General features: G+C 36.8%; 14 protein-coding genes. 7 read left to right on the top strand and 7 right to left on the bottom strand.

Annotated features, from left to right (window positions below; genetic code table 11):
- Positions 1–101 precede the first annotated feature (101 nt).
- A complete protein-coding gene (locus LIV57_RS21040; RefSeq protein WP_227944172.1) occupies positions 102–761 on the top strand; it encodes a DUF937 domain-containing protein in 660 nt (219 codons plus the stop codon).
- A gap of 57 nt (positions 762–818) precedes the next feature.
- Here the strand turns inward: LIV57_RS21040 and LIV57_RS21035 are convergent, their stop codons facing one another.
- Positions 819–938 carry a 30S ribosomal protein THX gene (locus tag LIV57_RS21035; protein ID WP_065119703.1) on the bottom strand — a complete coding sequence of 40 codons (120 nt, stop codon included), beginning with the start codon at positions 936–938 and terminating at the stop codon, positions 819–821.
- 120 nt (positions 939–1,058) lie between these two features.
- Complete coding sequence (locus LIV57_RS21030) at positions 1,059–2,453, bottom strand: MATE family efflux transporter (RefSeq protein WP_227944171.1); 1,395 nt, start codon at positions 2,451–2,453, stop codon at positions 1,059–1,061.
- 112 nt (positions 2,454–2,565) lie between these two features.
- Here LIV57_RS21030 and LIV57_RS21025 point away from each other — a divergent pair, with 112 nt between their 5' ends.
- From LIV57_RS21025 to LIV57_RS21015, 3 genes are all read left to right on the top strand, one after another.
- The gene (locus tag LIV57_RS21025; protein ID WP_227944170.1) at positions 2,566–2,928 is read left to right on the top strand and encodes a hypothetical protein; all 363 of its coding nucleotides are present in this window, start codon (positions 2,566–2,568) and stop codon (positions 2,926–2,928) included.
- 138 nt (positions 2,929–3,066) lie between these two features.
- Entirely contained in the window at positions 3,067–4,821 is a 1,755-nt protein-coding gene (gene aspS / locus LIV57_RS21020; RefSeq protein WP_227944169.1) for an aspartate--tRNA ligase, read from the top strand.
- A gap of 513 nt (positions 4,822–5,334) precedes the next feature.
- Complete coding sequence (locus LIV57_RS21015) at positions 5,335–6,666, top strand: M12 family metallopeptidase (RefSeq protein ID WP_227944168.1); 1,332 nt, start codon at positions 5,335–5,337, stop codon at positions 6,664–6,666.
- 85 nt (positions 6,667–6,751) lie between these two features.
- On the opposite strand, the gene LIV57_RS21010 is transcribed toward LIV57_RS21015, so the two are convergent.
- Positions 6,752–8,029: an adenylosuccinate synthase gene (locus tag LIV57_RS21010; RefSeq protein WP_227944167.1), complete on the bottom strand. Its 1,278-nt coding sequence runs from the start codon at positions 8,027–8,029 to the stop codon at positions 6,752–6,754.
- Positions 8,030–8,185: 156 nt separating this feature from the next.
- Positions 8,186–8,755: a Crp/Fnr family transcriptional regulator gene (locus tag LIV57_RS21005; protein ID WP_227944166.1), complete on the bottom strand. Its 570-nt coding sequence runs from the start codon at positions 8,753–8,755 to the stop codon at positions 8,186–8,188.
- Positions 8,756–8,901: 146 nt separating this feature from the next.
- Between LIV57_RS21005 and LIV57_RS21000 the strand changes: the two genes are divergently transcribed.
- The 3 genes from LIV57_RS21000 (at position 8,902) to ligD (ending at position 12,235) form a co-directional block, all read left to right on the top strand.
- Positions 8,902–9,687, top strand: a complete 786-nt coding sequence (locus LIV57_RS21000; protein WP_227944165.1) for a Ku protein — start codon at positions 8,902–8,904, stop codon at positions 9,685–9,687.
- Positions 9,687–10,289 carry a DNA polymerase ligase N-terminal domain-containing protein gene (locus tag LIV57_RS20995; protein WP_227944164.1) on the top strand — a complete coding sequence of 201 codons (603 nt, stop codon included), beginning with the start codon at positions 9,687–9,689 and terminating at the stop codon, positions 10,287–10,289. Before LIV57_RS21000 ends, LIV57_RS20995 begins: the two co-directional genes overlap by 1 nt.
- Before the next feature lie 74 nt (positions 10,290–10,363).
- The gene (ligD, locus tag LIV57_RS20990; RefSeq protein WP_227944163.1) at positions 10,364–12,235 is read left to right on the top strand and encodes a DNA ligase D; all 1,872 of its coding nucleotides are present in this window, start codon (positions 10,364–10,366) and stop codon (positions 12,233–12,235) included.
- A gap of 33 nt (positions 12,236–12,268) precedes the next feature.
- On the opposite strand, the gene LIV57_RS20985 is transcribed toward ligD, so the two are convergent.
- The 3 genes from LIV57_RS20985 to LIV57_RS20975 all read right to left on the bottom strand — a co-directional run bounded on the left by LIV57_RS20985 (position 12,269) and on the right by LIV57_RS20975 (position 15,805).
- Complete coding sequence (locus LIV57_RS20985; RefSeq protein ID WP_227944162.1) at positions 12,269–13,804, bottom strand: T9SS type A sorting domain-containing protein; 1,536 nt, start codon at positions 13,802–13,804, stop codon at positions 12,269–12,271.
- Positions 13,805–13,955: 151 nt separating this feature from the next.
- On the bottom strand, positions 13,956–14,801 hold the full coding sequence (locus LIV57_RS20980) for a mechanosensitive ion channel family protein (protein WP_227944161.1): 846 nt from the start codon (positions 14,799–14,801) through the stop codon (positions 13,956–13,958).
- A 269-nt stretch (positions 14,802–15,070) separates the two neighbouring features.
- Complete coding sequence (locus LIV57_RS20975) at positions 15,071–15,805, bottom strand: SDR family NAD(P)-dependent oxidoreductase (RefSeq protein WP_227944160.1); 735 nt, start codon at positions 15,803–15,805, stop codon at positions 15,071–15,073.
- Positions 15,806–15,931: the final 126 nt, after the last annotated feature.

Here is a 15,931-nt window from a genome sequence, read left to right as displayed (position 1 = left end):
GAAGCCTTCCTTAAACTTTAACAATAATTGTGAGAACCGGTAATTTTCTGAGGCATATTTTTTGATAACTTTGGTTTACTTAATACTTAACAAACACAAAAATGAGTTTAATTGACCTTCTTACAGGGAACACCGGCAATCAGGTTGCTGAACAGGCTGAGAACAAATTCGGAATCAGCAAAAATCAGGTAATTGCCTTATTAGCCGTTGCTGCACCTCTTATCATTTCTTATCTTAGAAATAAATCTCAGGATGCTAAAGAAGCGGAAGCTTTAAATAATGCTTTAGATAAAGACCATAACGGCAGTATTTTAAATGATGCTTCACAAATTGAGGCAAGACAGGCTGAAGGAGGATCGATTCTTGATCATATCTTTGGCGGGCAAAAAAGTACTGTTGAAAACCAGTTATCACAAAATACAGGAATTTCAATAGACAAAATTGGTCCTATTCTTGCGATGCTGGCACCTGTAGTTATGGGCTATATCGGACAGCAGAAACAACAGAGTAACGTAGGAGCAGGCGGCCTGGGAGATCTTTTAGGAGGAATTCTTGGAAATGCTTCCAATCAGGCTCAAGCCCAGCAGTCTAATCCTTTGAATGACATTCTTGGAAGTGTTTTGGGAGGTGGCGGACAATCTCAATCATCAGGAAATCCTCTGAACGATATACTGGGAAATGTATTGGGTAGTGGAGGAAACCAACAACAAGGCGGCGGCGGACTAGGCAGCATCCTTGGCAATATTTTAGGAGGTAAATAATTAATTTAATTTTCATAAAAAAGACCGGAGATATGATCTTCGGTCTTTTTATTTTGATTACTTTTTAGATTTTTCTTCAGAAGCTGCAAAAGATTTTGAGGCTTTTTTAGGTCTTCTTTTACCATAACTTCCGGAATTAATTTTTCCTCTTCTTGATTTTTTGTCTCCTTTTCCCATAGTATTATGTATTTGTTGTCCTACGAATTTAGAAAATACAATACTAAAATCCAATTAGTGAAGCTGTTAAAGTTTTATAAATTAGGGAGGAAAGCTGGAGAATTCCATCACCCACGCTTTCTACACTTTTATTGTCTTCCATTTTCCTTTTTTAAATAAGATAAAGGCAACAATGGTAATCAATGTTTCTGCGGCTGGAATTGATATAAAAACACCTTTTGGTCCCATATCAAGATACTTTGATAAAAAATAGGCCAACGGAATCTGAAACAGCCAGAAGCCAAAAAGGTTAACCCAGGTAGGAGTCCATGTATCGCCAGCTCCATTGAATGCGTTGATCATCACCATCCCGATTCCATAAAAAATAAATCCTATGCTCATAATCTGAAGCGCATTTTTAGCAAAATCTTTAATGGCAGTTTCCTGAGTAAAAAAGCCTACTAAAAAATTCCCCATAAAAAGAAAGATCAGACTTACGATCAGCATAAAGATGACATTATATTTCACGGTTTTCATCACCGATTGTTCCGCTCTCAACATTTCATTCGCTCCCATATTCTGTCCTACCAATGTAGACGCAGCATTACTCAAACCCCAGGCTGGAAGCATAAAGAACATCATCAATCTTAAAGCGGTCTGATAACCTGCCGATGCATTCTCTCCTCCTGTAGTTGCTACCAGTTCTGCAAGGAAAATCCAGCTGCACGAAGCAATGACAAACTGAAAAATGCCGGGAGTTGCAATTTTTATAATAGATTTGATTAATCCGTAATTCGGTTTAAAATAAGAAATCAGAATACGGATCTGAGTATCCGCAACCAAAAGATGGTACAGCTGATAAATAACCCCAATACTACGTCCAATTGTCGTTGCCAAAGCAGCTCCCGTAAGCCCCAAAGCAGGTACAGGCCCCAATCCCTTTATCAGAATCGGACAGAGAATAATATTAGCAATATTGGCAATCCATAAGCTTTTCATCGCAATCATCGCGTTTCCGGCTCCCCTGAAAATACCATTAATTAAAAATAAAAGCATAATGATTGTACTGCTTCCCATCATAATCCGGGTAAAATCCTTCCCATAAGCTGCTGCCTCTGGTTTTGAGCCCATCAGGATCAGGATTTCTTCAGCATAGATGACTCCCAGTAAGCTTAAAATAAAAGTAACCGCAAAAGAAACCAACAACACCTGTGCGGCACTTCTGGAAGCCTGTTCCGGGTTTTTCTCACCAATTCGTCTTGCTACCAATGCTGTTGCCGCCATACTCATCCCAATCGCAATAGAATACATTATGGAAAGCACAGATTCGGTAAGCCCTACCGTTTGAATAGCAAAACCGCTTTCTTTCAGATGGCCGACAAAATAGAGATCCACAAGTGCAAATACGGATTCCATAGCCATTTCCAGCATCATGGGAATGGCTAAAAGCAGGACAGCACTTCTGATATTCACTTTCGTAAAATCGGTTTCTTCACCGCTGAATGCTTTTTTCAAAAATTCAATATATCGTGTCATTTCACAATTAATAATTTATGTAATTCCAAAAATACAAATCCAATTATTAGAAAAACTTAGCAATTGGTAATAAAATTTAATTTAGATTTGTATATTCTTAAAAATTATCCTTATGAAAAAAATAATCTCTACTATCTTTCTATTTGGAATGTTACTGTCTGGCAGTATGTTATCTGCCCAGAAGATGACTCAGGAAAAGATGAAAGCCATTTATTCTGATGATATTGCAACATTTAAAAAACAGTTTGCTCCGGGAGATTACAACAAATGTTTCCTTGTTGGAAATATACTTTATTCACCCCTTGGCTTTAGTGTAATGTCTGACAGAAAGAATATTATCAACTTCCTTTTGGACAATAAGGCTAATGTGAATAAAAAATGTCAGAACAAAACACCTCTTGAAGTAGCTGATGAAACAAAAGGCAGTGAAGAAGTAAAGAGAATTCTGATCGCAAAAGGTGGTAATAGAATTTAAAAAAATCTAAAAACAATAGATGAAACTTCCGAAAGGGAGTTTTTTTTATTTATAAAACCTGCAAAAATCTTATCTTTGCCAACGAAAAATTCAAGGCCCGGAATTGGACCTTAAACATTGAACTTTAAACAAATAATTATGTTTCGATCACACACCAACGGAGAGCTATCTCTGAAAAATCTGAATGAAGAAGTTACACTATCAGGATGGGTACAGACTATCCGTGATAAAGGATTTATGATTTGGGTAGATCTTCGGGATCGTTACGGAATTACCCAGCTGGTTTTTGACCAGGACCGCTCTTCTGCCCAACTGATGGAAGAAGCTAAAAAACTGGGCCGTGAATTTGTGATTCAGGCTACCGGAAGAGTTATTGAAAGGGTAAGCAAAAACCCTAATATTCCAACGGGGGAAATCGAAATTCTGGTAGAGAAACTGACAATTCTGAACGATTCTCAGCTTCCTCCCTTCACCATTGAGGATGAAACGGATGGCGGTGAGGAATTAAGAATGAAATACCGTTATCTGGATATCAGAAGAAATCCGGTAAAAGATAAACTGATCTTCCGCCACAAAATGGCACAGAAAGTAAGAAATTATTTGTCTGATGAAGGTTTCATTGAAGTGGAAACCCCTGTTTTGATCAAATCTACTCCGGAAGGCGCAAGAGACTTTGTGGTACCAAGCAGAATGAACCCGGGACAGTTTTATGCGTTGCCACAGTCACCACAGACTTTCAAACAGCTTTTGATGGTAGGTGGAATGGATAAATACTTCCAGATTGTAAAATGTTTCCGTGACGAGGATTTAAGAGCAGACAGACAGCCGGAGTTTACGCAGATCGACTGCGAAATGGCTTTTGTAGAGCAGGAAGATGTCATGAATGTATTTGAAGGAATGACTAAAACTCTTTTAAAAGATATTACAGGTCAGGAATTCGGGGATTTCCCAAGAATGACTTTCGCAGATGCGATGAAAAAATACGGAAACGACAAACCGGATATCCGTTTTGGAATGGAATTCGTGGAACTGAATGAGCTGGTAAAAGGAAAAGAGTTTAAAATATTTGATGATGCAGAACTAGTAGTAGGAATTAATGTTGAAGGATGCGCAGAATACACAAGAAAGCAGATTGATGAGCTTGTGGATTGGGTTAAACGTCCTCAGATCGGAGCATCAGGAATGGTTTGGGTAAAATTCCAGAATGACGGAGTGAAGACCTCATCGGTAAACAAATTCTACAACGAGGAAGATTTAGCAAAAATCATCGAAAAATTCGGGGCAAAAGAAGGAGACTTGATGTTGATTCTTTCCGGAAACGAAAATAAAGTAAGAGCTCAGCTTTCTGCATTGAGAATGGAACTTGGAAACCGTTTGGGACTAAGAAAAGGAAATGAGTTTGCACCACTTTGGGTAGTAGACTTCCCTCTGTTGGAATGGGATGAAGATACCGAAAGATACCATGCAATGCACCACCCGTTCACCTCTCCGAAGCCAGAGGACATCCACTTACTGGAAACTGATCCTGGTAAAGCAAGAGCCAATGCTTATGATATGGTTCTGAACGGAAACGAAATCGGTGGAGGATCTATCAGAATTTTTGACAGAGATCTTCAGTCTAAAATGTTTGATTTATTAGGATTTACCAGAGAAGAAGCAGAAGCTCAGTTCGGATTCCTGATGAATGCCTTCAAATACGGAGCACCGCCGCACGGAGGTCTGGCGTTCGGATTTGACCGTCTGGTAGCTATTCTTGACGGAAATGAAGTGATCAGAGATTACATCGCTTTCCCTAAGAACAATTCAGGACGAGATGTAATGATTGATGCGCCGGCTCCTATTGCTGATGCACAGCTCGACGAACTGGAATTACAATTGAACTTAAAAGCATAAATGTAAAGCGGGATTTTCATCCCGCTTTTTTTATATTCCCATACAGCCCTTAAGTTCACCTTGAACTTCCTGATATTTTATCCTGACAATACTATTTTGAAAAACAAATCTTAATCAAGTAATATTATTTAGAATCAAAAAACATTACAAATTTCACTATAATTTATCAATTTACTAACAAAACAAACTTTACACTAATAAAATATGCATTTTTATGCACTATATCAAACATTCATGAAATAACTTGATTTACAATTTAATAGTAAAAATTAAATTAAAACAATTGAATCAACGAAATAAATACATTTTTCAAATAAAAAAAGAACAAATCAATCATTATATTATGTTATATGTAAATATAATTTTTATTAATATATTTACGTTACACAGCTGAATTATAATGAAGACTTAATCAAAACTTAGGAATTGATGTATTTTTATAATCTCATGCGTATGATAATAATATAGCTGTTCATATTTTAAACCTTGATCACCAAACCAATATTAAATAATATGAAAAGCAAACTATTACTCTTATCAGGATGCCTTGTTCTGGCCCTGAATTCATGTAGATCGGATATTGAAAATGAACAAACAGATTCAATAGACCTTACAACAACTAAACAGGACAATGCGAAGATTCACAAATTATTAATTGACGGAAAATACACATATGTTAATGAAGTCAATGGCGAATATTTCTATGCAGATGATATAACAATCAGTACCGAGCAGTTTAATAAATTAAAAAGCCTGGCTAATTCAGAAATATCCACAGCTCAAAAAAGTACTATTGTAAGCTCATTTATTAAAACATGGCCGAATGCCACAGTCTATTATACATTACCCAGCCAGGGAACTATGAGCACTCAGAATTATAATACGTTCCTTACCAATATTAACAAAGCGTTTGAATTGATCTCGTCTCAAACCAGTATGCAGTTTGTTCAACGTACCAATCAAACAGAATACATCACCTTTACTTATACAACTTCCAACAGCTCTCCACTCGGATGGCAACAAAACAGAGTTAACGGTATTAAGATTTATAATATCACGTATCCCGCTATTATCGCTCACGAAATCATGCATTCTATGGGAATTATGCATGAGCAGTGCCGTCCGGATAGAGATCAGTACATTATTGTAGATGTTAACAAAGCTGTAGAAGGAAGCCGCCACAACTTTAACATTTACAATGATTACGCAGGATATGGGGATTTTGATTTCGGTTCAGTCATGATGTATCAGTCTACAGACTTTGCTATAGACCCAAGCCAGCCTGTAATGACTAAGCTGGACGGATCTACATTTACCAAACAAAGAACTGGATTGTCTGCCGGTGATTATGCCGGAATAAACCATTTATATGGACCTGTTAATGCCAGTTCCGCAATCAACGGGACTTATACGATGACAACAGCTTTAGCAAACAATAAAAATGTAGATATTACCGGAAGTTCCACTACAGATGGCACCAGTATAATTTTGTATTCAGCTTCTACAGGAAATAATCAGAGATTTACTTTCAGCAAATCAGATCATGGGTATTATATCATCAAATCTATACTGGATCCTTCAAAGGTGTTAACCGTGAGAGGTAACGGAACAACAAATGGAACGGCTGTTGAATTAAGAACCAATGCTAATGCCGATTCTCAGAAATGGTTATTATTCAATCTGGGAAACAATGGCTTTGGATTTGCTCCCAAAAATGCGCCGGCATTGAGATTAGAGGTAAAAGATGGCTTAACAACCAATCTTACCCCTATTGTAATCGGCACTACGGATCAAACGGTTCAGCCTTCTATAAAGCAGCGCTTTACACTTACAAAAGTTAACTAAGTTTTTTCCAACAATAAAGAGGTTAGAAAATAAATTTTCTAACCTCTTCTGTTTATAAGATCAATATACACTGCCTGGTCTAAAACTATTTGCTGATCAATTTCAACATCTGCTCCCTTCCCGGCCCTGTCGACAGATACGCTACAGGAATTCCCAATTCTGCTTCCAGAAATGATAGAAATTCAATCACTTCCTTTGGCAGCTCCGAAGGGCTTTTCATGGCAGTAAAATCAGCATCCCAGCCATTCATCCATTTCAATACAGGTCTTCCGTTTTCAGGAAGTAAACCTGAAACATCCACTGTTTTTCCATCTTCCAGTTCATAATGGGTGCAGATTGCTACAGATTTTAATCCACTCAAAACATCCGCTTTTGTCAGAACCAGCTGAGTAACCCCGTTGATCATTACCGCATATTTTAAAGCAGGTAAATCCAGCCATCCGGTTCTTCTGGGACGTCCTGTATTGGAACCAAATTCATTTCCTTTCATTCTGAGATCATCACCAAATTCATCTAAAAGTTCCGTTGGAAATATACCATTTCCCACACGCGTGCAATACGCTTTCGCTATCCCGTAAATTTCACCGATCTTTTTCGGTGAAACACCTAGACCGCTACTCGCTCCTGATGCTGTCGTTGAGGAAGACGTTACATAAGGATAAGTACCATGATCAATATCCAGCATCGCCGCCTGAGATCCTTCTGCCAATACCTTTTTACCTTCAGATAAAGCTTTGTTGATATAAATTTCAGTTTCTGTACAATTGAATTTTTTAAGGAATTCCACCGCATCAAAAAACTCTTTACTGATTTCTTCCAAAGCAGGCAAAACAATCATTCCTCCTTCTTCAAGCATCCTGTAATCTCTATTCAGAATATGCTGCGCCCTGCTTTGAAAATCTGGTAAAAATATATCTCCTGCTCTCAGGTTCTGTCTTAATATTTTGTTTGAATATGCCTGGGCAATCCCATTTTTTGTAGTCCCGATCGTAGTATACTCACGACTTTCTTCCATGAAAATATCCAGAAGCTTATGTGTTGGCATTACCAGGTGTGCTTTTTTGGAAATAATGATATTGTTTTCCGGCTGAATGGTTTTATCAAATACCTGAAGATTCAGAATTTCTTTTTTAAAACTTACAGGATCAATAACAGTTCCCGTACCGATCACATTCTGTACTCCTTTCATAAAGATTCCCGAAGGAATCATTTTAAGCGTTATTCTGCGCCCGTTTCTTTCAATGCTGTGCCCAGCATTAGATCCACCATTAAAACGAGCTGTAATGTCGTAATTTTCACTGATCAGATCAATGAACTTTCCCTTTCCTTCATCTCCCCATTGTAGTCCTAATACAATATCCATATTCGTACTTTAAATTTTATGAAGCAAAGCTATGGCAGTCAGCAGGAAAGACCATTGTCATTTGACAAAAAGAGATTGATGAGATGTTTGAAGTTTGAAAATCGACAAACTCTATTGCCCTTGCAAACTCATTAAGATCATCTATCAATAATAATTCTAGACAATATTTCTCCTGATCCTGCTCAGTGAAGACGGCGTAACACCAAGGTAAGAAGCCAGCATAGATTGAGGAACTCTGTTGGCAAGGCCGGGATAATGATTTAAAAAATGAATGTACCGTGATTTCGCATCCTGATTAAGCATGATACTGGCGACCTTCAGTTTATTTTCTACTACAAAAGCATGGATTCTTGCAAACAAAACAGGCCATACCGCAATTTTCTCTTCCAGAATTTTAAAATGTTCACGGTCAATGACCAGCAATACAGCATCGGTAATCGCTTCAATATCTTCATGCGCGGGCAGTTGATCCGTAAAGCCCTGAAAGTCTCCGATAAATCGTCCTTCATAGATAAAATACCGTGTAAAATCGTCTCCTTGCTTGTTGTAATACAAAGACCGGAAAACTCCTTCCTTCACAAAGGCAATTCTCTGACTTACTTTCCCGGCTTCTATAAAAGGCTCTCCTTTTTTTACTGTCATTTCCTGAATTCCTTCAGCAATCAGCAGCTCGTCCTGAGGATTCAGTGTTCCGAATTTTTTGATATAAGTAAAAAGCTCTTCCATATTTTGATATCACCACGGATTGCGGAAATATAAAGATATAAAAGTCGGAGATAAAAACAATTGTCATTTGGCAACAAAGTCCATGAAAGGTACCACACGGGCTTCTGTCGGCATATTAATTGCTTGATTTTTAAAAACGTAAGACAATGAAAGCAATTTGGAACGGCGCAATTGGCTTCGGATTAGTCAACATTCCTGTAAAAATTTATTCCGCAACGGAAACCACAAAACTGGATCTCGATATGCTCGACAAATCTGATTTTTCAAATATCCGGTTCAAAAGAGTAAATGAAAATACAGGAAAAGAAGTAAAATGGGAAAACATCGTTAAAGGTTATCTCATGGACGACAAATATATCGTTCTTGATGAAGAAGATTACGAGGCTGCAAGCCCGGAAAAAACAAAAATACTTTCTATTGACCAGTTTGTAAAGGAAGTAGAAGTAGACAGTATGTATTTTGAGACTCCTTATTATCTGGAACCTCAGAAAAATGGTGAAAATGCCTACAGACTTTTATTAAAAGCTCTTGAAAAAACAGCTATGGTAGGAATAGGGACTTTCGTACTCCGTGATAGCGCAGCTATTGGGATGATCCGTCCTTACAATGACGACATACTGGTTCTTAACCGCCTGAGATTTGATCAGGAAATAAGAGACTATTCAGATTTAAAAATTCCTGCCCAAAAAGCTCCGAAACCTGCAGAGCTGAAAATGGCTGTCAGCCTGATTGAACAGCTTTCTCAGGAATTTGATCCCGCAATGTATAAAGATACCTATTCTGATGAGCTGATGAAGATCATCAAGCAGAAAGCAAAAGGTAAAAACGTAAAAGCCCAAAAAGTACAGCCTGCAAAAGAAGGTAAAGTGATTGACCTTATGGCCCAATTAAAAGCCAGCCTGAATACCTCTAAATCCAAATCCGCATCATAATGGCTCTCAAAGATTATCATAACAAAAGAAAGTTCGATGAAACCAGCGAACCTAAAGGGAAAACAAAGAAAAGCAAAGACAAACTGATTTTTGTAATTCAGAGGCATGCAGCCTCCAGACTTCATTATGACTTCCGGCTTGAAATGGAAGGTGTACTGAAGAGCTGGGCTGTTCCGAAAGGCCCGTCTTTAGACCCAAAAGACAAACGTCTTGCCATGATGGTAGAAGATCATCCTTACGATTATAAAGATTTTGAAGGAAACATCCCGGAAGGAAATTATGGAGCCGGACAAGTGGAAGTGTGGGACAGCGGAACTTATGAACCTCTGGAAGAAAATTCTAAACTTTCTGATGAAAAAGAACTTCTGAAGGAACTCCATGCCGGTTCTTTAAAATTTATTTTGCATGGCAAAAAGCTGAAAGGTGAATTTGCTCTGGTTAAAATGAAAAATAATGATGACAACTCATGGCTGCTTATTAAACATAAGGACGAATTTGCAGAAAGTCCTTACGATGCTGAAGAAAACACTTCACCAAAATCTCTGGTTACCCAATTTTTAGAGGAAAAAAAAAGCCTAAAAATAAAAGAAAAAAAGAAGTAGTAACTTCTGAAAAACCTTTCAGAAACTTCAATTCTTTAACGAATGAGAAAAAGCTAAAGTCTTTCATTAAACCAATGCTGGCTAAACTTTCAGAGGAACCCTTCAATGATAAAGACTGGATCTTTGAAATAAAATGGGATGGCTACAGAGCTATTGCAGATCTCAGCCATGATACTCCACTTTTCTATTCCCGGAATGGAATTTCCTTTTTATCAAAATTTGACAAAATTGCTCAGGATTTCGACCAACAAAAACATAGCATGATCCTGGATGGCGAAGTTGTGGTCTATAACGAACAGGGAAGGCCCGATTTTCAACTTTTGCAACAAATCGGGGATAACCCTGGTGCCGCCCTTGCCTATCAGGTTTTTGATATTCTATGGCTCAATGGCCATTCTACAGAAGATCTTCCTTTAATTCAACGTAAAGAACTTTTAAAAGAAGCTTTGATAGAAACCGAAAGGATCAAGTATTGCGATCATATTCCGGAGAAGGGTATTGAATTTTTTAAACAAATGAAGGAAATGCAGCTGGAAGGAATGATTGCCAAACGGGCAGACAGTTTATATGTTGAAAATCACAGAACTACCGATTGGCTTAAAATCAAGTTTTCCAATACAGAAGAGGTCATTATTTGTGGTTTTACGGAACCCAGAGGATCCCGGGAAAGCTTCGGAGCGTTGATATTAGGAAAATTTATCGATGGGGAGCTTACTTACTGTGGCCATACAGGAACAGGTTTCAATACGGCTTCTTTGAAAGAAGTGTATGAGAGACTGCAAAAAATAATTGTAAAGTCATCCCCTTTCGAAACAGTTCCCAAGACCAATATGCCGGTAACGTGGGTAAAACCTGAGCTGGTATGTGAAATCAAATATTCTGAAATTACCAAGGACGGAATCTTCAGACATCCGGTTTTTATTACAATCAGGGATGACAAAAGCCCGGAAGATATTAAAGATCCATCCTTCACCGAAAAATCTAAAGATATGAATACGAAATCTTCACCAAAAAAGACAAAGGCTTCTGAGAAAGAAAAAGAGGTTACCTTAGACAAGCATTCTGTAAAGCTTACCAATCAGGATAAAGTCTATTTTCCTCAAGATGATATTACGAAAGGAGATGTTATTGAATATTATCAATCCGTAGCCCGGTATATTTTACCTTACTTAAAAAATCGTCCGCTTTCCCTCAATCGCTTTCCCAATGGAATTGAAGAGCAAAGCTTTTATCAGAAAGATGCTGGAGATCATGTTCCGGACTGGATAAAAACCACCCAGGTCTATTCCGAGTCGAACGATAAATACATTGATTATATTTATTGTAATGATAAAGCAACATTAGCCTATCTGAATAATTTAGGCTGTATAGATCTCAATCCATGGAACAGTTCGTTACCTGATCTTGAGCATCCTGATTATCTGGTTTTAGACCTGGATCCTTCTTCAAAGAATACATTCGATGAGGTGATTGAAACGGCGCTTCAGGTGAATGAAGTTTTAAAATCAATTAAAATAAAAGGCTACTGCAAAACTTCAGGGAGTACAGGAATTCACATTTATATTCCGATGGGCGGTAAATATGATTTTGACCAGGTAAAAGATTTCGCTCATATCCTCATGAAGCAGGTTAATGAAAAACTGCCTAAGATTACTACTTTAGAAAGAAGTCTTCAAAAAAGGGATAATAAAAAAATTTATCTTGATTATCTGCAGAACAGAACAGGCCAAACCCTGGCAAGCGCATACAGCCTCAGGCCGAAACCAGGAGCTTCAGTTTCCATGCCTCTGGAATGGGACGAATTGAAACCGGGAATGAAACCTACAGATTTTACTATTGACAATGCTCTTGACAGAATTAAGGAGAAAGGAGATTTATTTAAACCGGTTTTGGGTAAGGGAATTGATATGATGAAGGCATTGGAGATGCTGCAGAATATGGAATAAAAAAAAGAGACGAGAAAATTCTCGTCTCTTTTTTTATTCCTTTATAAACTTGTTGGTTATACTCCCGATCTTTAGATAATATATCCCGTGTTCAAGACTACTAACATCTATCTTATTATCTTTAATAATTGTTTTTAATATATTTCTTCCACCTGCATCTGTAATTTCGACATTATTGTCCTTTATTTTTCTTGAATTAATATTCAGGATATTCTTTACAGGATTAGGATATATGCTTATATTTTCGTCCTTAATTCTCTCCTCTTTAGCCGTTAATATATTTCCATTATTTAAAACCTTTGTAATAATACCTTTATTAGGCGTCTGATGATTTCCAAAAATCAGTATCTTCTGATCAGCCGTCATGATGGCTGATCTCATGAATTCCTTATAATTTAAATCAACATCAACTATTCCGTTATTCCCAAAACCCAAATCTACGGAACCATCCGGATTAAATTTTTTGATAAATTGGTTAAGGTCTGCAGCGTTTCCCGTAGGACTTGCCATACATACCAAAAATAAATGGTTGCTATTATCTAATAATAAAGTTGGGTATAGGATATTATTATCCACATAATAATTATTGCTATTATAGTAAGATTCATTAACAATACCATTCGTTCCGAAACTATTGTCCAGATCTCCATTTTGATTTAATTTCATCAACGTGATCAAAGAAACAGGTGAAGCAGCAGAAGACGAAACTCCATATATATAAGTGTTATTATCTTTACTTGTTGCCGTACAGAAATAAGTTGAATAATTTTGAATCGGGGTATAAGATATCGAATTATTATTATAAGTAGTATCTAAAATACCATCTGCCGAATATCTTGACTTTACAAATTGTCCATCTGTTTTTTGCCCGATTAATAGTAATTTTGAATCATTTTGAAGTACCAGGCGTCCTAAATTTGCTTCCTGCAGCACAAGACCATTATTTCCAAACGTGGTATCAATAGAACCATTTTCATTAAGGCGGAGAACGGCTAATTTTGATAACTGGTTATCTACTACTGTTGTGCACAACAAAATTTTGTTATTACTTGTTAAAAGAACATTATGAAAATTAAAAGGACCAGACAGTCCAAGGGTATCAAAAAATGAATTAAATACAGAATTAGCAACCACTCCATTAGTACCAAACCCTATATCATAAGTTCCGTTTTCATTCAACCGGATTAACTTATTGCCCAAAATATCACCAAGAATAATTTTTTGATCAGGCTGAATACACATTTTAATCAAACGGGAAATCGGGTTGGAAGAAACCGGCGGAATATATACTGTATTGAAACTGTTATCTATAGTACCATCAGCATTCAGCCTTTGAATTACATTGGTAGTAGACTGACTGCTATTGGGGATATTGTAAAAGGTCCCGCTTACCATAATTTTCTGCTGTGCAGTAAAAGCTCCGGTTTCATAAATAAATCCGTAAGCATTGTTAGGAGTGTATGTATATACTCCATTATTACCAAAAGATGGGTCTAAAAATTGGCTTTGTGCTGTTACAGATGTTACTGCACTAAAAATTCCTATAAAAAAGAGCAGTTTATTAATCATAGTTAGTAATTTTTTGCAAATATAATGTAATATTTGAGCAGGCAATATTAATCTTAAATATTTGTAGCAACAGCAGTTATTCGCATAACTCAATAATAAAAAACTCCCACATAGTATAACGCAGGAGTTTCTTTAAAAAAATTAAATATAATTATTGATTGTAAATATGCACATCTCTTTGAGGAAAAGGAATTCCGATTCCTTCTTTATCGAGAGCTTCTTTACAACCGATGATTAATTCTTCATTCATTGTCCAGAAGTTTTCAGTGGAAGTACTTACTCTTACCGATACATTGACAGCACTGTCTCCAAGCTCTGTTACTACTACCTGGGGCGCAGGTGTTTCAAGAGCATATTGATTATTTTTAATAACGTTCATTAAAATATCCTTGGTCTGCCTAAGATCCGCATCATAAGCAACTCCGATATCCAGTGATGTTCTTCTTGTTCCCAGCTGGGTAAAATTGGTAATGCTATTATTTGATACTACTCCGTTAGGAATAACAATCAGTTGGTTTTGTGGTGTAACCAGTTTTGTATGAAAAATATCAATAGCCTGTACAGTTCCTGACACACCTGAACTGGTAGAAATAAAATCTCCGATTTTAAAAGGTTTTAATAATAAAATTAAAATTCCACCTGCAAAATTCGTTAAGGATCCCTGTAAGGCTAAACCTACTGCCAGACCTGCGGCACCAATCATGGCAACAAATGCAGAAGTCTGTACTCCAAGCTGCGTTACAACAACAATAAACAAAAGAATATTCAATCCCCAGTTGATAATATTTAAAAGAAAGTGCTGGAGTGAAGCTTCCATATTTCGTTTTTTGAAAGCTTTTTCAACCAGCTTTTTGATCATTCTGATCATCCATGAGCCAATCAGGTAAATTAATAATGCAGAAATGATTGCAGTAAAAATCCTCGGTGCCCATGAAATTGCTGAAGAAATTAGGGTGTCCCAGTGTTGTTGAATCTTGTTCAATTCTAAATCGTCCATTTTTATACTATGTGTTACTATTTATATCAATACAGCATTGATATCTTCTGCAGGATTTGAAAAAAGAATTCTACCCTTCCCTACCTGAGCGAAGGTGAATCATATTTATCCTTGAAATAGATTGACAGCAGAAAAAGAATGTTTCAGCTTTATTCAATAATCATTCAGAAACTGAATCTTGCAGGAAGAAATAATTTTTGGGACATAGAATTACAAAAACGATACCGAACTATCTGCTGTCAAAGAAAAATAATAGTAATGAAAATTCTTTAAGGTAATTTCGCAACCAGACTTTCCGGTAAAAGCCTAAGAATATGATAAATCATTTTCCACTTAAAATTTGGAACAATGGTAAAGGAATTTCCGGCGTTGACAATAAATTTCGCCACATAATCCGGTTCCATGATCAGGGATTGATTCAGTTCCAATCCTTCATTGATTTTTGTTCTGATATAACCGATAACCAAGGCATTCACGATGATTTTACGGGAAGCCAACTCCTGCCTCAGACCTGCCAGAAACTGCGTAAATGCAGCCTTGGTACTTCCGTAGACAAAATTGCTTTTTCTCCCTCTTACCCCTGACAAGGATGAAAGACCAATTATTCTTTCCAGATTCGTATTGCTTTTATCCATTGCAATAATACTCAGAATAGACACACCTCCCATATAATTGACCTCCATCATTTGCTTTGCTCCCTTGAAATCAGTGAGAGCTTTTTGGTTGTCTACTAAAAAACCTGCAGCATAGACTACAATATGAGGCTTTACAGAGAGATTGTAATAAAACTGATGATGAGAATCAAAATCAGCAGCATCAAAATACAAAACAAAAACTTTTGAGCGGTCAAGATTATTTGAATCAACAAAATGATCCAGAGATGTTGTATTTCGGGAAGCAGCAATGACTGTGAATCCTTTTTCAACATATTGTATCATACATTGTTTTGCTACATCTGAATTAGCACCCAGAATAAGAACGGTTTTGTTTGTGTTTTGATTCATAGGGCAAAGATAATTTTTTTATTAAACACTAATTTCACTAATTGCTTTTCACAAATGGACACAATTTTTCAAACTACTGTAGAAAAAATTGCGGCGGGTGAGATTTTGTCTCTTTTTTAAATATCC

It is taken from the genome of Chryseobacterium sp. X308, assembly GCF_020733145.1.
Taxonomy (GTDB): Bacteria; Bacteroidota; Bacteroidia; order Flavobacteriales; family Weeksellaceae; genus Chryseobacterium; species Chryseobacterium cupriresistens.
This window is presented reverse-complemented; position numbering and strand designations above follow the sequence as displayed.